General features: G+C 60.6%; 15 protein-coding genes. 6 read left to right on the top strand and 9 right to left on the bottom strand.

Annotated elements, in window-relative coordinates:
- The first annotated feature begins 28 nt into the window (after positions 1 to 28).
- The 3 genes from QMK55_RS11685 to QMK55_RS11675 all read left to right on the top strand — a co-directional run bounded on the left by QMK55_RS11685 (position 29) and on the right by QMK55_RS11675 (position 2,943).
- On the top strand, positions 29 to 1,054 hold the full coding sequence (locus QMK55_RS11685; protein WP_003229178.1) for a putative 2-aminoethylphosphonate ABC transporter substrate-binding protein: 1,026 nt from the start codon (positions 29 to 31) through the stop codon (positions 1,052 to 1,054).
- A 198-nt stretch (positions 1,055 to 1,252) separates the two neighbouring features.
- On the top strand, positions 1,253 to 2,386 hold the full coding sequence (locus QMK55_RS11680; RefSeq protein WP_102354908.1) for a TIGR03364 family FAD-dependent oxidoreductase: 1,134 nt from the start codon (positions 1,253 to 1,255) through the stop codon (positions 2,384 to 2,386).
- The gene (locus tag QMK55_RS11675) at positions 2,386 to 2,943 is read left to right on the top strand and encodes a phosphonate degradation HD-domain oxygenase (protein WP_320329221.1); all 558 of its coding nucleotides are present in this window, start codon (positions 2,386 to 2,388) and stop codon (positions 2,941 to 2,943) included. Before QMK55_RS11680 ends, QMK55_RS11675 begins: the two co-directional genes overlap by 1 nt.
- 617 nt (positions 2,944 to 3,560) lie before the next feature.
- Here the strand turns inward: QMK55_RS11675 and QMK55_RS11670 are convergent.
- Both QMK55_RS11670 and QMK55_RS11665 read right to left on the bottom strand, forming a co-directional pair.
- Positions 3,561 to 4,937, bottom strand: a complete 1,377-nt coding sequence (locus tag QMK55_RS11670) for a GTPase/DUF3482 domain-containing protein (protein ID WP_320329220.1) — start codon at positions 4,935 to 4,937, stop codon at positions 3,561 to 3,563.
- On the bottom strand, positions 4,930 to 6,303 hold the full coding sequence (locus QMK55_RS11665; RefSeq protein ID WP_102354911.1) for a DUF2868 domain-containing protein: 1,374 nt from the start codon (positions 6,301 to 6,303) through the stop codon (positions 4,930 to 4,932). Before QMK55_RS11665 ends, QMK55_RS11670 begins: the two co-directional genes overlap by 8 nt.
- Before the next feature lie 85 nt (positions 6,304 to 6,388).
- Here QMK55_RS11665 and QMK55_RS11660 point away from each other — a divergent pair, with 85 nt between their 5' ends.
- Positions 6,389 to 6,901, top strand: a complete 513-nt coding sequence (locus QMK55_RS11660; RefSeq protein WP_102354912.1) for a dihydrofolate reductase — start codon at positions 6,389 to 6,391, stop codon at positions 6,899 to 6,901.
- 104 nt (positions 6,902 to 7,005) lie between these two features.
- Here QMK55_RS11660 and QMK55_RS11655 read toward each other — a convergent pair whose 3' ends face one another.
- A complete protein-coding gene (locus tag QMK55_RS11655) occupies positions 7,006 to 8,397 on the bottom strand; it encodes an L-cystine transporter (RefSeq protein WP_320329219.1) in 1,392 nt (463 codons plus the stop codon).
- Between the two features lie 242 nt (positions 8,398 to 8,639).
- Between QMK55_RS11655 and QMK55_RS11650 the strand changes: the two genes are divergently transcribed.
- Entirely contained in the window at positions 8,640 to 9,701 is a 1,062-nt protein-coding gene (locus QMK55_RS11650; RefSeq protein WP_102354914.1) for a phosphorylcholine phosphatase, read from the top strand.
- Between the two features lie 197 nt (positions 9,702 to 9,898).
- Here QMK55_RS11650 and ilvD read toward each other — a convergent pair whose 3' ends face one another.
- The 6 genes from ilvD to QMK55_RS11620 all read right to left on the bottom strand — a co-directional run bounded on the left by ilvD (position 9,899) and on the right by QMK55_RS11620 (position 17,717).
- Entirely contained in the window at positions 9,899 to 11,740 is a 1,842-nt protein-coding gene (ilvD, locus tag QMK55_RS11645) for a dihydroxy-acid dehydratase (protein ID WP_320329218.1), read from the bottom strand.
- A 258-nt stretch (positions 11,741 to 11,998) separates the two neighbouring features.
- The gene (locus QMK55_RS11640; protein ID WP_320329217.1) at positions 11,999 to 13,231 is read right to left on the bottom strand and encodes a multidrug effflux MFS transporter; all 1,233 of its coding nucleotides are present in this window, start codon (positions 13,229 to 13,231) and stop codon (positions 11,999 to 12,001) included.
- Positions 13,224 to 14,201 carry a diiron oxygenase gene (locus QMK55_RS11635; protein ID WP_320329216.1) on the bottom strand — a complete coding sequence of 326 codons (978 nt, stop codon included), beginning with the start codon at positions 14,199 to 14,201 and terminating at the stop codon, positions 13,224 to 13,226. The genes QMK55_RS11640 and QMK55_RS11635 overlap by 8 nt, the downstream gene beginning before the upstream one ends.
- Entirely contained in the window at positions 14,198 to 15,271 is a 1,074-nt protein-coding gene (locus tag QMK55_RS11630) for a SagB family peptide dehydrogenase (protein WP_102358737.1), read from the bottom strand. The genes QMK55_RS11635 and QMK55_RS11630 overlap by 4 nt, the downstream gene beginning before the upstream one ends.
- 444 nt (positions 15,272 to 15,715) lie before the next feature.
- Positions 15,716 to 16,912 (bottom strand): class I SAM-dependent rRNA methyltransferase, encoded by a 1,197-nt coding sequence (locus QMK55_RS11625; RefSeq protein WP_102358738.1) that lies wholly within the window; start codon positions 16,910 to 16,912, stop codon positions 15,716 to 15,718.
- A gap of 265 nt (positions 16,913 to 17,177) precedes the next feature.
- A complete protein-coding gene (locus tag QMK55_RS11620) occupies positions 17,178 to 17,717 on the bottom strand; it encodes a type 1 glutamine amidotransferase domain-containing protein (protein ID WP_102358739.1) in 540 nt (179 codons plus the stop codon).
- A 228-nt stretch (positions 17,718 to 17,945) separates the two neighbouring features.
- On the opposite strand from QMK55_RS11620, the gene QMK55_RS11615 reads away from it, so the two are divergent.
- Positions 17,946 to 18,758, top strand: a complete 813-nt coding sequence (locus QMK55_RS11615) for an HDOD domain-containing protein (RefSeq protein ID WP_178082172.1) — start codon at positions 17,946 to 17,948, stop codon at positions 18,756 to 18,758.
- Positions 18,759 to 18,761 lie beyond the last annotated feature (3 nt).

The following is an 18,761-nucleotide window of genomic DNA, read 5'->3' as shown; positions in this document are numbered from 1 at the left end:
CCGTTCAACTCATTACAGGAAATCGATCATGTTCAAGCCTATGGCCCTGGCCGCTGCTGTGCTCGCTACTTTCAGCCTGAATGCCTTCGCGGCAAAAACCGAGTTGACGGTGTACACCGCCCTCGAAGCCGAGCAACTGACCGCCTACAAAGCCGCATTCGAAAAGGCCAACCCGGACGTCGAGATCAAATGGGTGCGCGATTCCACCGGGATCATCACCGCCAAACTGCTGGCCGAGAAGGCTCGTCCACAGGCTGATGCGGTGTGGGGTCTGGCGGCTTCCAGCCTGGCGATCCTCGACCAGCAAGGCATGCTGCAAAGCTATGCGCCGAAGGATCTGGGCAAGATCGGCGCGAACTACCGCGACGCCGCCAACCCGCCAGCCTGGGTCGGCATGGACGTGTGGGCCGCAACCATTTGCTTCAACACTGTTGAGGCTGAGAAGCAGGGCTTGAGCAAACCCGTGAGCTGGCAGGACCTGACCAAGCCTGAGTACAAGGGCAAGATCGTCATGCCCAACCCGGCGTCGTCCGGCACCGGTTTCCTCGACGTCAGCGCCTGGCTGCAAACCTTCGGCGAGAAGCAGGGCTGGGCCTATATGGACGGTCTGCACCAGAACATCGGCCAGTACGTTCACTCCGGTTCCAAGCCTTGCAAACTGGCTGCTGCAGGCGAATTCCCGATCGGGATTTCTTTTGAATACCCGGCGGTACAGCTGAAGCGTCAGGGTGCGCCGCTGGACATCATCCTGCCGAAGGAAGGCCTGGGCTGGGAGATCGAAGCGACTGCCGTGATCAAAGGCACGCCGCATGAAGACGCAGCGAAAAAACTGGCCGACTTCTCCGCCAGCGCCGAGGCGATGGACTTGTACAAGGAGAACTTCGCTGTTCTTGCACAGCCGGGCATCGCCAAGCCGCAGACCGAACTGCCGGCCGACTACGAGCAGCGCCTGATCAAGAACGACTTCGCCTGGGCCTCGAAGAACCGCGACGAGATCCTGACCGAATGGCGCAAGCGTTATGACGGCAAGTCCGAGAAAGTTGTCGCCAAGTAAGATCTCTATCGACTGACAGGATCTCTTCGCGAGCAAGCCCGCTCCCACAGTGGACCGTGTTCACAACACAACTCCCAGGGGGCGGGCAGGCTCGCCCCCACATTGGATCTCCCGTGAACACAAATTTTGTGAACACCCAAATCCCCTGTGGGAGCGGGCTTGCTCGCGAAGGCGGTCTCTCCTTCAGAGCACATTTCAATGACACAACACCAAGACTTGCTGATTGTAGGCGCCGGCATCCTCGGCCTTTCCCACGCCTACGCCGCCGCCAAACGCGGCCTCAAGGTCAGCGTTTTCGAACGCACCGCCACGCCCCTCGGCGCTTCGGTGCGCAACTTCGGCCAAGCCTTGGTCACCGGCCAACCACCCGGTCAAATGTTGGAACTGGCCAAAGCCAGCCGCGAAATCTGGGGCGATTGGGCGCAACTCGCCGGTTTGCAAATCAAGCGTAACGGCTCGTACCTGTTCGCCCGCACCGAAGCTGAAGAACACCTGCTGGAAGCCTTCTGCAACGGCCGCGCCGTGGAACACGGTTACAACATCGAGCTAATGCGCGGTGCTGCCCTGCGCGATCTGTACCACGGTCAGTTCAGCCACCACCGTGCCGCGTTGCACGGTATGGACGATCAACAGTTGTATTCGCGCGAAGCGATCCCGGCGCTGATCGACTATCTGCGCCGCGACCTCGGCGTCGAGTTTCACTTCTCGACGCTGGTGCGCGACGTCGAACCGGGGCGCCTGCAAAGCACCGCCGGCACCTTCACGGCGAAGCAGATCATCGTCTGCTCCGGCCACGATTATCAGACCCTGCTGGCCGAGCCGATTGCTGCGCTCGACCCGCAGATCTGCCGCCTGCAAATGCTCCGCGCCAAACCGCAGATCGAGCTGAATCTGCAACATGCCTTGCTCACCGGCCTGAGTTGCGTGCACTACGGCGCCTTCGCCGATTTACCGGAAGCGGCAGCGGTGCAGGCGCAGATCCTGCGCGAGCAACCGCACCTGCATGACAATGGCATTCACCTGCTGATCAGCCCGACACCGTACGGCGAACTGATCATCGGCGACTCGCATCATTACGGCAGCGACCCTTCGCCATTCAATGCCGAGCAGGTCGACAACTGGATGCTGGAATTGGCCGAGCAGACGCTGGGCTGCAAGGTGCAAGTGGTCGAGCGTTGGCAGGGAGTCTATGGTTCCCGAGGGCCGGGGCCGTTTTCGTTCCTGCGTCCGGCACCGGGGTTGAGTGTGGCGCTGATGCACACCGGCGTCGGCATGAGCGTCGGCCCGGCGCTGGCCGAGCGCAACATCGCGCAATTGCTGGAGGAAATCTGATGGCGGATCACCAACAAGTCGTCGCCCGGGTGTTCGGGTTGTACGAGCGCTTCGGCAGCAGCGATTACATCGGCGAGCCGGTGTCGCAGATCGAACACATGTCCCAGGCCGCCGAACTGGCGATTGCCGAAGGCTTCGACGACGAAGTCGTGCTGGCGGCGTTCTTCCATGACATCGGCCATTTGTGTGCCGAGGGCGCCGAGAACATGGGCGGTTATGGTGTAGTCAGCCATGAGCGGCTGGGCGCGAATTATTTGCGTGAGGCCGGGTTCAGTGAGCGCCTGGCACGGCTGGTGGAATACCACGTGCAGGCCAAACGTTATCTGACCTTGCGCGAGCCGGGGTATTTCGAGCGCTTGAGTGAAGCGAGTCGCCGGACCCTGGAATATCAGGGTGGGGTGATGAGCGAGGCTGATGCGGATGCGTTTGAGCGGGATCCGTTGTGTGCCGTCAGCCTGCGGATGCGCCAGTGGGATGAGTTGGCCAAGGAGACGGCGGTGCCGGTGATGGATCTTCGGGTGTTGAAGGAGAAAGCGGTGCGGCTGCTGGCGGCGTAATCCCCGGCACCGAGTCGCACCATTCGCGAGCAAGCCCGCTCCCACATTCGACCGAGTTCTACCATAAGGAATGCGATCAAACTGTGGGAGCGGGCTTGCTCGCGAAGAGGCCGAAACAGGTGCTAAAGCTCTGCAGCCAGTAAATCAATCTGCTCCTGCCGCTCTGCCTGATTCAGCTTCGGATGCGGGTTGAGTGAAGATCCCTTCCACATTCGACCGAGTTCTACCATAAGGAATGCGATCAAACTGTGGGAGCGGGCTTGCTCGCGAAGAGGCCGGAACAGGTGCTAAAGCTCTGCAGCCAGTAAATCAATCTGCTCCTGCCGCTCTGCCTGATTCAGCTTCGGATGCGGGTTGAGTGAAGATCCCTTCCACATTCGACCGAGTTCTACCATAAGGAATGCGATCAAACTGTGGGAGCGGGCTTGCTCGCGAAGAGGCCGGAACAGGTGCTAAAGCTCTGCAGCCAGTAAATCAATCTGCTCCTGCCGCTCTGCCTGATTCAGCTTCGGATGCGGGTTGCGTGAAGATCCCTCCCACATTCGACCGAGTTCTACCATAAGGAATGCGATCAAACTGTGGGAGCGGGCTTGCTCGCGAAGAGGCCGAAACAGGCGCTAAAGCTCTGCAGCCAGTAAATCAATCTGCTCCTGCCGCTCTGCCTGATTCAACTTCGCATGCGGGTTCAGTGATGACCACTGCGGATGCGCCCGGGCCTTGCTCAGCGCATCCGGCAACTTGCCCTCGCGCCAGGTTTTGTCCTGCGGCGTTGCAACCTGAACCGCGTCCATCGCCGCATGCCCGCGCTGATCGAGCGCGAGCAACAGTTGCCGCTGACGCAACGCCAACAGCCGCAACACCCCATCATCCACCGTCAATTCCCGCTGGCCCTTGATCTTGCCCAGCAAACGACTGCCATAACTGCGCGCCGTTTGCAGCGCACCACCGGCAATCGCGCCAGCCAAAGCCGCAGCACCAAGAGTAATGCCGCCCACCAGCAAATCCACCCCGGCACCGGCCGCAGCACCGGCAGCAATCCCGCCGCCGACGCGAACCCCCAGTTGCTTCAGGGTTTCCGGGTTGAACAGGTCATCGCCCCAACGCCCGTCCAGCAACGGCAAATCACTCGCCGCCGCATCCTGTGGACGAAACGCATACAACTTGAGCAGCGCCTCAACACACTTCTGCTCACGCTGACGCACAGCCTTGCGCAGCTCGCTGATCGCTTGCTGTTCCTGCTCGGCCTCGCTGACCACGCTGCGTCGGCACGCGGCGCAATCGATCAGCAATTCGGCGATCAAGCGCGCCGCACTTTGCTGGCGCGCGAGGCGCTGGGCCTGTTGATCGGCGATCAGCCGTTCCAGTTGCGGGCGGGCATTTTCCAGCAGTAATGCGAGGCTTTCGTACAGCCGCCGCTCGCCGTCCTCCGGCGGTGCAACGCTGTCGAAACGCACCAGCGCATGCAGGCCGAGCCGCGCCAACGCTTCGCGCCAGTCCGGCTCGCGATGGTTGGCGCTGCTGACGAAATTCAGCACCGGCAGCAGCGGCTTGCCACAACTGGCGAGCACTTCCAGTTCATCGCGGTACTTGGCCAGCACCGGCTCGCGGGCGTCGATCACGTAGAGTCCGGCGTCGGAGGCCAGCAGTTGCCGCAGCACTTTCGCCTCCTGTTCGAAACGCTGGCGTGCCTCGCTGCCGTCGAGAAAGCGCGCCAGTCGCGCCGGACCGTCGAGGCGTGCGCCCGGACGCTCCAGACGCTCGAGGAAATCCAGCAGGGCAATCGCGTCTTCCAGCCCGGGCGTGTCGTAGAGATCAAGCAGTGGCTCGCCGTCCACCGACAACCGCGCACCCTCGACATGCCGAGTGGTACTTGGCCGGTGCGAGACCTCGCCGAAACCGACGTCGCGGGTCAGGGTGCGCAGCAGCGAGGTCTTGCCGACGTTGGTGTGGCCGACCACTGCAAGTTTCAGCGGCGTTTTCCGGGCATCAGTCATGACCGTTCTCCAGCCAGTTCATCGGCGCGCAATCGGCGAATGGCAGCTCCAGTTGTTGCAGGGCGAGGTGCCAGTCGCCGAGGCGTGCGCTGTCCAGCGCTTCGCCGGGCGGTGCTTGCAGCAGCCAGACGCGGGTGGCGCCGGCATTGCGCGCCAGTTCGGCGATCAGCGCGAGGCTACCGCGGTCCGGCGAGCGCCGTGGATCGCAGGCGATCAGCAGGCGCGCAGGGGGGAAGCGGCTGAGTTGTTCGAGCAGTTTGTGCCGCGATTCGCGGCTGTCTAGAATCCCGGCGTTGTTCACGGTTTTCGGCAGGGCCGGAGGCCAGGGGCGCTGGTCGTCGAGTTCGATGGCGACCAGCAGGGCACCGTCGCTCGCATGTTCGCTGACGCTGCTTTCGACCCGATGCAACTGCTGCGGCGCCGCATCGTTGATGCCGAGGCGCTCGCTGGTCGGCATCAGGCGTTCGCGCAACTGGGCGTAGCCGGGCAGGTTCAAGTCCAGACTCAGCGCCGCTTTGCCACTGCTCCAGCGCCAGAAGCAAAACAGTGCCAGCAGCAGGCGCGGCAGCACGCCGTAGACCACCAGCACGCCGACCAGCCAGGTCGCCCAGGCCTGCCGCGCGCTTTCGATGTTCAGTGCGGCGTCGCCGCTGGCGCGGATCATCTCTACGGTCGGCACGTTGAAGCCGAGCAGCGCCGGCAGCGCGCCGAGGGTTTGGGTCATGTTGATGAACGTGTCGGCGCTGAGAATGGTGGTTTCCCAGACGAAGCCGTAGCGCCGGGTCGCCATCAGCGTCAGCAGCAACACCAGCGCGCTGAGCATCGCCAGCAGCCACAGGCCGTTGACCAGTGTGCCGAGCGCCCAGCGGTTGAGTTTTTTGCGTTGCAGCATCAACAGCAGGGCCGGTGCGAGTTGTGCGGCTTTGGCGTCACGGGCGAATTTTTCGCTGAGCCACAGCCACAAACGCCCAAGAGTGGTGCCGTGTTCGCCGGCAAAGACCAGCCCCAGCGCCCAGCTCAACAGCAGAATCAGGTTCAGCCCGAGCAGGCTGCCCAAGGCCCAGAACACATTGACCGGCGTCTGACTCAGCGCGGCGAAGGCCAGACCGGCGCCGCTCAGCACCGCGAAGATCATCAGCAGCACCAGCGCCAGACGTGCGCCTTGCAGCCAGTGAGTGAGCGCAGCGCTCAGCCCGTCGCGCTCGGCCAGCCATGCCGCGCGGCGTTGAATGCGGCTCGGCAGATCGCCGCCGGCCGCGCGGGCCAGACGATTGGCTTCCAGATCCTCCAGGGGACCTGCGTGTTCTTCACGCAGGCGGATGGTTTCTGTCAGCCAGAGGTTTTGCAGTGGAGTCAGTTCAGTCACGCGCCATTCCGTTGCTCAATTGAGCAGTGAGCATAACCGCTGTGGCGCTTATCGGGTCAAGCGAGGCTCTGGTATCCTCGCCGGCATGACTAAATCACTCCCCCTCAGCCTGATCGCAGCCCTCGGTGAAAACCGTGTGATCGGCGTCGACAACAGCATGCCCTGGCACCTGCCGGGGGACTTCAAATACTTCAAGGCGACGACCCTCGGCAAGCCGATCATCATGGGCCGCAAGACCTGGGACTCCCTCGGTCGCCCGCTGCCGGGGCGCTTGAACATCGTGGTCAGCCGTCAGCCTGATCTGGTACTGGAAGGCGCAGAGGTTTATCCGTCGCTGGAGGCTGCCGTGGTTCGCGCCGAGGAATGGGCGAAAGCGCAGGGCGTCGATGAGCTGATGCTGATTGGCGGCGCGCAGTTGTATGCGCAAGGGCTGGCGCAGGCCGATCGTCTGTACCTGACCCGTGTGGCGCTGAGCCCGGAAGGGGATGCGTGGTTTCCGGAGTTTGATCTGAACCAGTGGAAACTGGTGTCGAATGTGCCAAATCCGGCTGAGGGCGATAAGCCTGCGTACAACTTCGAAGTCTGGGAAAAAGCCTAAGAGCTTCGCGAGCAAACCCGCTCCCACATAGGATCTGTGATCGACACAAATCCAGTGTGGGAGCGGGTTTGCTCGCGAAGAGGCCAGGTCAGGCAAAGAAGAACTTAAGCCTGAGCAAGCTCCGCATGCTCATCCGCATCCAGCAGTGCTTTATCTGTCTGCTGCATCACCTGGCTGGTAATCGCCCCCGCCGTGATCGATCCACTCACGTTCAACGCCGTACGACCCATGTCGATCAGCGGCTCGACCGAAATCAGCAGCGCCACCAGTGACACCGGCAAACCCATCGCCGGCAGCACGATCAGCGCCGCAAACGTCGCGCCGCCACCGACACCGGCCACACCGGCCGAGCTCAGGGTCACAATCGCCACCAGTGTCGCGATCCACAGCGGATCCAGTGGGTTGATGCCAACGGTTGGCGCCACCATGACCGCCAACATCGCCGGGTACAGACCGGCGCAACCGTTCTGGCCGATGGTCGCACCGAACGATGCGGCGAAACTCGCCACCGACTGCGGAATTCCCAGACGACGGGTCTGCGCTTCAATGCTCAGCGGGATACTCGCCGCGCTGGAACGGCTGGTGAACGCGAACGTCAGCACCGGCCAGATCTTGCGGAAGAAGCGCAGCGGGTTGATCCCGGCGGCCGACACCAGCAAGCCGTGGACCACGAACATCAGGCCCAGTCCGAGGTACGAGACCACGACGAAACTGCCGAGCTTGATGATGTCCTGCAGGTTGGAACCAGCCACGACTTTAGTCATCAGCGCCAGTACGCCGTACGGGGTCAGCTTCATCACCAGACGCACCAGACGCATCACCCAGGCTTGCAGGGTGTCGATGGCGTTGATCACTTTCTGACCTTTTTCGACGTCATCCTTGAGCAGTTGCAGCGCAGCAACCCCCATGAATGCAGCGAAGATCACCACGCTGATGATCGAGGTCGGCTTGGCCCGGGCCAGGTCGGCGAACGGGTTCTGTGGAATGAACGACAGCAGCAGCTGCGGCACATTCAGGTCGGCAACCTTGCCGGCGTAGTCGGTCTGAATGGTTTGCAGACGGGCCATTTCCTGGGTGCCGGCCACCAGCCCTTCGGCGGTCAGGCCGAACAGGTTGGTCAGGCCGATGCCGATCAGCGCCGCAATCGCGGTGGTAAACAGCAGGGTGCCGATGGTCAGGAAGCTGATCTTGCCCAGCGACGAAGCGTTGTGCAGACGCGCGACCGCGCTGAGGATCGAGGCGAACACCAGCGGGATCACGATCATTTGCAGCAACTGCACGTAACCGTTGCCTACCAGATCGAACCAGCCGATCGAGGCTTTCAGCACCGGGTTGCCGGCACCGTAAACAGTGTGCAGGGCCACGCCGAACGCGACGCCCATCGCCAGTGCGAGCAGGACTTTTTTCGCCAGGCTCCAGGTGGTGTGGCGGGTTTGCGCCAGGCCAAAGAGCAGGGCGAGGAACACCAGCAGATTGAGGATCAGCGGCAGATTCATGAAGACTCCGATAAGACTTGTGCCAGTCGCCTTCTTGGGCAACTGCGAACCGGCAAGCCTAACAGTTTGATTTCCAATGAATTAATACCGAAATCGCAGGTCATCCGTCGTTTTTGGAATAAGCGCCTGTCGCTCTCGGCAATGCAGTTGGCGTTGAGGAGACGTAAGCGGTCGCTGACAGACGAGGACTGTCACACTTATTTGTTAGCGTCGATGTCTTTACATCAGGGGAGAAAACGCCAATGAAGTTCGCACCGAAGTTGCTGGCTGTCGCACTGACGTTAGGGTTGGGTCTGGCAGGTCAGGCGTTCGCCACTGACCTGAAACACTGGCCGGCGGATCAGGCCAAGGCACTGGACGCGATGATCGCGGCCAACGCCAACAAGGGTAACTACGCGGTGTTTGACATGGACAACACCAGTTACCGCTACGACCTCGAAGAATCGTTGCTGCCGTTCATGGAAAACAAGGGGCTGATCACCCGCGACAAGCTCGATCCCTCCCTGAAACTGATGCCGTTCAAAGACACCGCCGACCACAAGGAAAGCCTGTTCAGTTACTACTATCGCCTGTGCGAAGTCGACGACATGGTCTGCTACCCGTGGGTAGCGCAGGTGTTTTCCGGCTTCACCCTCAAGGAACTCAAAGGCTACGTCGATGAGCTGATGGCCTCGGGTAAACCGGTGCCGGCGACTTATTACGACGGCGATGTGGTGAAGAACCTCGACGTGCAGCCGCCGAAAGTCTTTACCGGTCAGGCCGAGCTGTACAACAAGCTGATGGAGAACGGCATCGAGGTCTACGTGATGACTGCCGCCTCCGAAGAGCTGGTGCGCATGGTCGCTGCCGATCCGAAGTATGGCTACAACGTCAAACCGCAGAACGTGATCGGTGTGACCACGTTGCTGAAGAACCGCGAAACCGGCGAGCTGACCACTGCGCGCAAGCAGATCACGGCTGGCAAGTATGACGAGAAGGCCAACCTCGGCCTCGAACTGACCCCGTACCTGTGGACCCCGGCAACCTGGATGGCCGGCAAGCACGCGGCGATCCTGACGTACATCGATGAGTGGAAAAAACCGGTGCTGGTGGGCGGCGACACCCCGAGCAGCGACGGTTATATGCTGTTCCACGATGTGGATGTGGCCAAGGGCGGTATCCACCTGTGGGTCAACCGCAAGGATAAATACATGACTCAGCTCAACGGCATGATGGCCAAGCATGCGGCAGCGCAGGCCAAGGAAGGCTTGCCGGTGACGGCGGACAAGAACTGGGTGATCGTCAAGCCTGAAGAAATCCAATAACCCTCAGAATCCCTGTAGGAGCCTTCGGCAGCGCCTACAGGGATCGGGTTGATCGTTCCCACGCTCTGCGTGGGAATGCAGCCCGTGACGCTCCGCGTCACTGGACGTGGAGCGTCCCTTGAGACATTCCCACGCAGAGCGTGGGAACGATCAGCCCCGCACTTTGGCGGGGCATTTTTGTTTCTGCGATTTGACGCTTACAGCCCGTCGAGCATCGCCTTGTTACGCACGGCACCCTTGTCGGCGCTGGTCGCCAGCAGGGCGTAGGCCTTGAGCGCGGTGGTCACTTTGCGTGGACGGATCTCGGCCGGTTTCCAGCCTTTCTTGTCCTGCTCGGCGCGGCGTGCGGCCAGTTCTTCATCGCTGACCAACAGGTTGATCGAGCGGTTCGGAATGTCGATCAGCACTTTGTCGCCGTCCTGCACCAGACCGATCGCACCGCCGGCTGCAGCTTCTGGCGAAGCGTGACCGATGGACAGACCCGACGTGCCGCCGGAGAAACGACCGTCGGTGAGCAGTGCGCAGGCTTTGCCCAGGCCTTTGGATTTCAGGTAGGACGTCGGGTAGAGCATTTCCTGCATGCCCGGGCCGCCTTTCGGGCCCTCGTAGCGAATGATGACGATGTCGCCAGCCTTCACTTCGTCGGCGAGGATGCCGCGTACGGCGCTGTCCTGGCTTTCGAAGATCTTCGCGTTGCCTTCGAAGACGTGGATCGACTCGTCGACGCCGGCGGTTTTCACTACACAGCCGTCGAGGGCGATGTTGCCGTACAGCACGGCCAGGCCACCCTCTTGCGAATAGGCGTGCTCGAAGCTGCGGATGCAGCCGTTTTCACGGTCGTCATCCAGCGTTTCCCAACGGGTCGACTGGCTGAATGCCGTCTGGGTCGGGATACCGGCAGGTCCTGCCTTGAAGAAGTGGTGCACCGCTTCGTCGGTGGTCTGGGTGATGTCCCATTTGGCGATGGCTTCTTCCATGCTGCGGCTGTGCACGGTCGGCAGGTCGGTGTGCAGCAGGCCGCCACGGGCCAGCGAACCGAGGATGCTGAAGATGCCGCCGGCGCGGTGCACGTCTTCCATGTGGTACTTCTGAATGTTTGGAGCGACTTTGCACAGTTGCGGCACGCTGCGCGAGAGGCGGTCGATGTCGCGCAGGTCGAAATCGATCTCGGCTTCCTGGGCGGCAGCCAGCAAGTGCAGGATGGTGTTGGTCGAACCGCCCATGGCGATGTCGAGCATCATCGCGTTTTCGAACGCCTTGAAGTTGGCAATGTTGCGCGGCAGCACCGACTCGTCGTTCTCACCGTAGTAACGCTTGCACAGCTCGACGATGGTGCGACCGGCCTGCAGGAACAGCTGTTCGCGGTCGCTGTGGGTGGCCAGGGTCGAACCGTTGCCCGGCAGTGCCAGGCCCAGCGCTTCGGTCAGGCAGTTCATCGAGTTGGCCGTGAACATGCCGGAGCATGAGCCGCAGGTCGGGCAGGCGCTGCGCTCGTACTCGGCAACTTTCTCGTCAGAAGCGCTTTCGTCGGCGGCGATCACCATGGCGTCGACGAGGTCGAGGCCGTGGGAAGCGAGTTTGGTCTTGCCGGCTTCCATCGGGCCGCCGGATACGAAGATCACCGGAATGTTCAGGCGCAGGGCCGCCATCAGCATGCCCGGGGTGATCTTGTCGCAGTTGGAAATGCAGACGATGGCGTCGGCGCAGTGAGCGTTGACCATGTACTCGACGGAGTCGGCGATGATCTCGCGGCTCGGCAGCGAATAGAGCATGCCGTCGTGGCCCATGGCGATGCCGTCATCCACGGCGATGGTGTTGAATTCTTTCGCTACGCCACCGGCGCGTTCGATTTCGCGGGCAACCAGTTGACCAAGGTCTTTCAGGTGTACGTGGCCCGGTACGAACTGGGTGAACGAGTTGGCAATGGCGATGATCGGCTTTTTGAAGTCGTCATCTTTCATTCCGGTGGCGCGCCACAGTGCGCGGGCGCCGGCCATGTTGCGGCCGTGGGTGGATGTTTTCGAACGGTAATCAGGCATTGGAGCACTCCGGGCGGCTAATCAGGTATCAAAAGGGAGTGAGCTTCTATTGACGTCTGGAACACTCAGAAATGGCCGTGTGTCCTGGATGTTGCCGATGACTTTGCGGGATCGCCGCTTGCCTCAGCCTGAGCTCATAAACCCGCCGGGGGATGAATGGCGATGAATCAGCCGATTCTACACCGCTGGCGTCTGGAGGGAATGGCGCAAAGCATTGTTCCAGTGCCGACGGTGCGTATGGCATGACGACCGGCAGGCTCAATCGCCGCCGGTGGGGGCGATGGCGCTGCTTTCGATGACTCTGGCGCGATAACTGATCCGCTTGTTCAGCGCCAGTGCGATGCAACTGAGCAGGACAAAGCAGTAGCCGAGGGTTGCTTGCAGGTTGCTCGGGCTCAGGCTGATCAGGGCGCTGATCAGGCCGCCACAAATGAAGACAATGGTGCTACCGGCCGAAGCCGAGGTGCCGGCGTTCCCCGGGAACAGGCCCATGGCTCGTGAGGTGGCGGCCGGGCGCGCAATGGTGGTGCCGGCGGTGCAGATCAGCATCGGAATCAGCACCGTGGCGGGCGAGAGCGCGAAGTGCTGCGACAGGAACAGCATCACCAGCCCCGCCAGCAGGATCATGCTCAAACCCGCGACGATCTGTTGCGCGGAGCTGATGCGCCGGCTCAACAGCGCAGCGGCAATCCCGCCAACGATATAGGCCGCACCGTAGGCCAGCAGGATCAGCGAGAAGTCATAGGCCGATAGCTGCAGTTGATCCATGAAGATCAGTGGTGAGATGACGATGAACGAGAAGTGGCAGGCGAACGCAAATGCGGAAATGAGCCAGTAGCCGACGAATTCGAAATCGCCGAGCACCCGGCGATAGGCATTGAGGAAGTTGAGCGGCGTGTTGCGAACGACGCGATGACTGTTCTCCAGAAAAAACCAGGCCTTGACCAGTACAACCGCCGCCAGCGCGGTGAATACCCAGAAGCTGCCACGCCAGCCGAGAGTGGTTTGCAGAAGCGTGCCGGCCAGCGGCGACACTGAAATGAAAATTCCGGTCGCGGTCACCATCAGGATGCGCAAGCGGTCGCGCTCCTCACCCTCGAACAGGTCCTGAACCAGCGCCTGGGACAGCACAAAGCAGCCGCAACCCAAGGCCTGCAGCAACCGGAAGGCCAGAAAGAGCTTGTAGTCGCTGGTCATGGCGCAGCCGAGCGCCCCCAGCATCGATACACCCATGCCCGCGAGCAGCAACCCTTTACGCCCGATCACATCGGAGAGTGGCCCGATCAACAGCTGCGCGAACGCGATCCCTACGGCGAACAGGCTGATCGACAGCGCAATGTCCGCCGGAGTGCTGCGAAAGTGTTCGGCCAGGGCGGGAAACGAAGGAAGCAGCACGTCCAGGGGAAATACCCCAAGCAGGACCATGGCCAGCAGAAGACTGATGGCGCCGCGTCGTTGTCGGGCGGTGCCTGTTTTTGCTCGGTTATCCATCGATCAGTCCTGCCTTGGCAAAAAGTTTCCGGTTATGTTCCAGCGCAAAGAATCCTGCCTTCTCCAGTGCATGCAGCGTAGCGCCGACGCCTGATTGCGCTCGTTGCCGATTGGCCTGTGCGGTCGTCAGGCCGCCAACAATCTGCGCCACGTCCATGTCGGCAACTCCGACGCCGCGCAGGCTTTGCCGCAGCCAGCGCTCATCGACTTCGAAGAAGATTGCGATGATGTCCAGCAGGGTTCTGGCGGTGAAGGTGCGCTGGCGGTTGTTCAAGGTCAGCCACAGGTAATGGAACACCTCGCAAAAGTAGCGACTGTGGCGGGCCTCGTCGCTCAGGTGATCGCGCAGCATGTCGTTCACGCTGGTGACCAGTGTTTCGCGACAGACCTCCAGCAACTCCCGGGCAATGATGGTTTCCGAGACGAAGCCGAGCAGGAACCACGCCAGTGGGCGATTGCTTTCGGTGGTGCGGGCAATCAGGGCGTTCATTCGGGTGATCCGCAAGGGCATCACCGGGCGCTCGGTGAAACCATGCAAGTCGGCGATCTGGCTGGCGAGCCGATCAGAGAACAGTGCGTGATAGCCCTCGTCGGTATAGAGCTGCAACGCTGCGGTTTTCATCCGTGGCGGAACGTAGGCAGGCAATTCGCCGTGGACGATGGTTTCCACCGCCCGGTTGACGATGCGGTGTTCGAGCAGGGTGGTGTAGTCGAGAAAATGCACCAGATGATTGGCGGTCAGGCGGTGCATGACAGTTGCACCTGCGGCCTGAATGACGGGGTGCGCCAGGTACGGCAGGAAGGCCGGCGGGAACCAGAAACGAGTTTGCAACTGTTGCTGCACGTCTGGCGGCAGCAGGTATTCGTGATGGCTGGTGCGTACCGAGGCGTGACTGTTCCAGTCACCGAGGGTAAACCGTTGTGACCAGGACTCGGGCGCCGGAGGCGGATCCGCTAGGGGCGCGGTCATGCTTGCGTCTCCCGGAGCAGATCCTGCATTTCCTGACACATCGCCTGACCGTCGCTCGCGCCACAGCCGACAAAGAACAGCGGTTGTTCGGCACTGCCTTCGATTCCCAGCAGGGTTTCGACCTGATGATCGCCGAATGCCCCTGTCAGCCAGGTGCGCAATCCCAAGGCCGTGGCCACCAGTTGGAATGACTGTGAAAGGTGGCCGGCTTCGACGAAGGCCATGCGGTAGGCCCGTGAGTGCTGATACTTCCACCAGAGCTTGTCGAAGCGAGCCGTGATGAACAGCCCCAACGGCAAGTTGTTGATGAAGTGTTGCCCGGCCAGAAGTTGGCCCAACGCCGGCTCGGGCAGTGGACCGACCGGACTCAAGGCGTGCTCGGCCGGGTGATAGGCGTAAATGCCCGGTTCCAGGCCGCTGACGTTCTGCGCCAGAACAAAACCTTCGCAGGCGTTCAACCCTCCACCCGATGGGCTGCTGCGCCGCGCGCCGAGGCCTTGGGCGATGCTGGCGTCGCGATCATTTTCCCGTTCGGCGAGATAGCCGAGCGAGAGGTACAGCAGTGTGGCAACGGTATCAAGGTTGATTGCTTCGCCGGTAAAGGTGCGACAGGTCTTTCGCTGCAGCAGTGCATTGCCCAGGCTGCTTTCAGTCAATGTGACCGGGGCAGGCAGCACGATGCGTCGTTCGAGGTCCTGAACCGGACGCTCCCTGTGAGGGGCTTCTGCAGCCAGCACTTCATTGCAGTGATCCAGGTATTGTCGGGACCACTCATGGATATTCTGCGGCACCTGTTCGCAGGGAATGTTCTGTGTGCCGATATGGTAAATCTTCGATAACTCATCCCAGCCCCATGCGGGACTGTCTATCTTTGTAATGGTTAATATTTTTGCATTTAATAGTTGTGTGTCTATTGTATTGCAGTGATCAAACAGGCTCGGGTCGTGAATGAGTTTGGCGAGTCTCGATGAGTAATCGATATCGAGTTCATATTGAAGGTGCTCTTTGTAGTTCCAGACAATAAGTCCGGGCGTGCGCGGCAGTATGAATAAATAAGGATTTATGTGCATGTTGGCTATTCGCTCTGGACAAAGTCGAAAAGGACGTCAGGGGGCCGGCACTCCCCGACGTCCACCTTACTTAGCGGGCTTTAGGGGCGACCAGAAAAGCCAGGTTCGCGATTTTGTTAGCTTCCAGAGTAATTGCTTTCATAGTGTGAACTCCATGTTCAGTAATATTGAGTGCCACCTCGTGGTGACAACTTAATCATAGTTTGTAATGAGTTATTGGCAAGTGATTATTAAGTAGGAAAATTCCAGTAATTTTGTCGGAGTGGTCGCGCGAATAAAATATGTTTGTAAGTTATGGGGTGTTAAATCAAAAGCGCAGGGAAATTTCCTTCACTGGTTTGGGAAGTTATATGTAGGACGGGATAGAGAAAGAACAGGCATTCGGCGACGTTGCATCGCCAGACAGCAAGCGGGGAGCCCTTGGGCTCCCCGTTTTTGTGTCAATCAGCTGTTAGGCAGAAGGCGGCAGGTGATGCTCTTGATGTAGCGGGTTTCGGCGATGGCCGGGTGTACCGGGTGATCCGGGCCTTGACCGCCGCGCTCCAGCATCTGGATGTTGCGGTCCAGGTGACGGGCGCTGGTCAGCAGGATGTTCTGCAGATCATCTTCCGGCAGGTGCATCGAGCACGAAGCGCTGACCAGGATGCCGTCCTTGGTGAGCAGGCGCATGGCTTGCTCGTTCAGGCGACGATAGGCGCCTTCGCCGTTTTTCATGTCTTTCTTGCGCTTGATGAACGCCGGCGGGTCGGCAACGATCACGTCGAAACGCTCTTCGCTGGCCTTGAGTTCTTTCAAGGCTTCGAACACGTCGCCTTCGATGCAGGTCATCTTGTCGGCGAAGCCGTTCAGCGCAGCGTTGCGTTCAACGCCGTCGAGGGCAAAGCCCGACGCGTCGACACAGAACACTTCGCTGGCGCCGAATGCCGCTGCCTGCACGCCCCAGCCACCGATGTAGCTATAGAGGTCGAGGACGCGTTTGCCCTTGGCGTACGGGGCCAGGCGGGCGCGGTTCATGCGGTGGTCGTAGAACCAGCCGGTTTTCTGGCCTTCGATGACCGGTGCTTCGAACTTCACGCCGTTCTCTTCCAGGGCGACCCACTCCGGCACCAGGCCGAACACGGTTTCGACGTAACGGTTGAGGCCTTCGGCATCACGGGCAGCGGAGTCGTTCTTGAACAGAATGCCGCTAGGCTTGAGCACTTGGGTCAATGCGGCGATCACGTCATCTTTATGCGCTTCCATGGTCGCCGAGGCGATCTGGACCACGAGGATGTCGCCGAAACGGTCGACCACCAGACCCGGCAACAGGTCGGAGTCGCCGTAAACCAGACGGTAGAACGGCTTGTCGAACAGGCGCTCGCGCAGCGACAGGGCCACGTTCAGGCGATGCACCAGCAGCGATTTGTCCAGCGGCAGTTTGATGTCGCGCGACAGCAGGCGTGCGCAGATCAGGTTGTTCGGGCTCATGGCGACGATGCCCAGCGGCTTGCCGCCGGCGGCTTCGAGGATTGCCTGATCGCCGGCCTTGAAGCCGTGCAGTGGCGTGGCCGCCACATCGATTTCGTTGCTGTAGACCCACAAGTGGCCGTTGCGCAGGCGACGGTCGGCGTTGGCTTTGAGGCGCAGGCTAGGCAGGGACATGACGTCGCTCCGGAAAAAAGAGCGGGAGTATAGCGCGTCAGGCCGGCTGATTGGCCGGCAAATGGACATGTGGTGAGGGGGATCTGTGATGAAGGAGTTTATCTGTGGCGAGGGGATTTATCCCCGATCGGCTGCGTAGCAGCCGCAAACCCTGACAACTCGTTTCTTCAACTGAACCGAGTCAGACTGCTTGGGACGGCTTCGCCGTCCATCGGGGATAAATCCCCTCGCCACAATAGATCTTTGTGAAATGGAAAAATCCGGATCAGGCAGTGAGGGCGCTGATCAATTCGCGACTGAACGCCGGAATATCATCCGGTTGGCGGCTGCTGATCAGGTTGCCGTCCTTGACCACTTCTTTATCCACCCAGTGCGCGCCGGCATTCACCAGATCATCCTTGACGGTCTTGTAGCTGGTCATGGTCTTGCCGTTGACCAGCCCGGCGGAAATCAGCAACCAGCTGCCGTGGCAGATCACCGCAATCGGTTTGCCGGCAGAGGCTCCGGTCTTGACCAGGTGCTGGGCATCCTGGTCGATGCGGATCGTGTCGGAGTTCTGTACGCCGCCCGGCAGGACGATCGCGTCGTACTGCTCGCTGCTGGCGCCTTGAAATGTCTGGTCGACCTTGAAATCGTCCGCCGGTTTGTCGTGGTTCCAGCCTTTGACCTTGCCGGCCTCGGCGGAAAGGATGTCGACCCGGGCGCCGGCCTGCTCCAGTGCCTGCTTGGGACCGGTCAATTCGACCTGTTCGAAACCGTCTGTTACCAAAATGGCGATGCGTTTGCCGTTGAGGGAAGTGGCCATCGATAAGCTCCTGAGTCTGTGGGAGTTTGCCGCCGCAAGGGGTCGGAGTGATCCATTGGGCATTACAGATTCCGAAGCCGTGGCCTGAATGAAAGTTCCTGACAATTGCCCACTGGTGTGTCGTCGCGCGGTTTTTAGAGGTTAGAATCGCCGCCTGTCCCAGAGTGTGTACTTATGTCCCAAGAGCTGACCACCGAACAGATTCAACAATCCCTGCAAGGCATCAGCGTGCCCGCGCAACCGCAGATCATGGTGGATCTGCAAATGGAGCAGTACATGCCCGACCCGGACCTGGAGGTGATCGCCAAGCTGATCTCCCAGGATCCTGGCCTGTCCGGTTCTCTGCTGAAAATCGTCAATTCGCCTTATTACGGCCTGAGCAACAAGATCACTTCGATCCAGCGCGCGGTGAATCTGTTGGGCAGCCGTTCGATCATCAACCTGATCAACGCGCAGTCGATCAAGGGCGAGATGAACGACGACACCATCGTCACCCTCAACCGCTTCTGGGACACCGCCCAGGACGTGGCGATGACCTGCCTGACCCTGGCCAAGCGCATCGGCACCCAGGCAGGTGATGAAGCCTACGCTTTGGGTCTGTTCCACGACTGCGGCGTGCCTTTGATGTTGCAGCGGTTCCCCAATTACATGACGGTTCTGGAAAAGGCTTACGCCAATGCCAGCGCTGAATGTCGAGTGGTGGACACAGAAAACAGCGAGTTCAACACCAACCACGCTGTGGTCGGTTATTACACCGCCAAGTCGTGGCGCCTGCCGGAGCACGTCAGCACGGCGATCGCCAATCACCACAATGCGCTGGCGATCTTCAGCGACGAGTCCTCACGCAACAGTCAGATGAAGAATCTGCTGGCGATCCTGAAGATGGCCGAGCACATCTGTGCGTCTTACCGGGTACTGGGCAATCAGACCGAAGACCACGAGTGGAACAGCATCGGTGCCCTGATTCTCGATTACGTCGGTCTGTCGGACTACGATTTCGAAACCCTCAAACAGACGATTCGCGACCTCGGCGCGCATTGATTC

The sequence above is a fragment of the Pseudomonas sp. P8_229 genome (genome assembly GCF_034008635.1).
Taxonomy (GTDB): domain Bacteria; phylum Pseudomonadota; class Gammaproteobacteria; order Pseudomonadales; family Pseudomonadaceae; genus Aquipseudomonas.
Note: the sequence above shows the minus strand (reverse complement) of the source record. Positions and strands in the feature narration are given on the sequence as shown.

Excerpts from the sequence above, each read along its gene's own strand:
- QMK55_RS11685 (WP_003229178.1), top strand. The coding sequence starts at position 29 with ATGTTCAAGCCTATGGCCCTGGCCGCTGCTGTGCTCGCTACTTTCAGC.
- QMK55_RS11680 (WP_102354908.1), top strand. The coding sequence starts at position 1,253 with ATGACACAACACCAAGACTTGCTGATTGTAGGCGCCGGCATCCTCGGC.
- QMK55_RS11675 (WP_320329221.1), top strand. The coding sequence starts at position 2,386 with ATGGCGGATCACCAACAAGTCGTCGCCCGGGTGTTCGGGTTGTACGAG.
- QMK55_RS11670 (WP_320329220.1), bottom strand. The coding sequence starts at position 4,937 with ATGACTGATGCCCGGAAAACGCCGCTGAAACTTGCAGTGGTCGGCCAC.
- QMK55_RS11660 (WP_102354912.1), top strand. The coding sequence starts at position 6,389 with ATGACTAAATCACTCCCCCTCAGCCTGATCGCAGCCCTCGGTGAAAAC.
- QMK55_RS11655 (WP_320329219.1), bottom strand. The coding sequence starts at position 8,397 with ATGAATCTGCCGCTGATCCTCAATCTGCTGGTGTTCCTCGCCCTGCTC.
- QMK55_RS11650 (WP_102354914.1), top strand. The coding sequence starts at position 8,640 with ATGAAGTTCGCACCGAAGTTGCTGGCTGTCGCACTGACGTTAGGGTTG.
- ilvD (WP_320329218.1), bottom strand. The coding sequence starts at position 11,740 with ATGCCTGATTACCGTTCGAAAACATCCACCCACGGCCGCAACATGGCC.
- QMK55_RS11640 (WP_320329217.1), bottom strand. The coding sequence starts at position 13,231 with ATGGATAACCGAGCAAAAACAGGCACCGCCCGACAACGACGCGGCGCC.
- QMK55_RS11635 (WP_320329216.1), bottom strand. The coding sequence starts at position 14,201 with ATGACCGCGCCCCTAGCGGATCCGCCTCCGGCGCCCGAGTCCTGGTCA.
- QMK55_RS11630 (WP_102358737.1), bottom strand. The coding sequence starts at position 15,271 with ATGCACATAAATCCTTATTTATTCATACTGCCGCGCACGCCCGGACTT.
- QMK55_RS11625 (WP_102358738.1), bottom strand. The coding sequence starts at position 16,912 with ATGTCCCTGCCTAGCCTGCGCCTCAAAGCCAACGCCGACCGTCGCCTG.
- QMK55_RS11620 (WP_102358739.1), bottom strand. The coding sequence starts at position 17,717 with ATGGCCACTTCCCTCAACGGCAAACGCATCGCCATTTTGGTAACAGAC.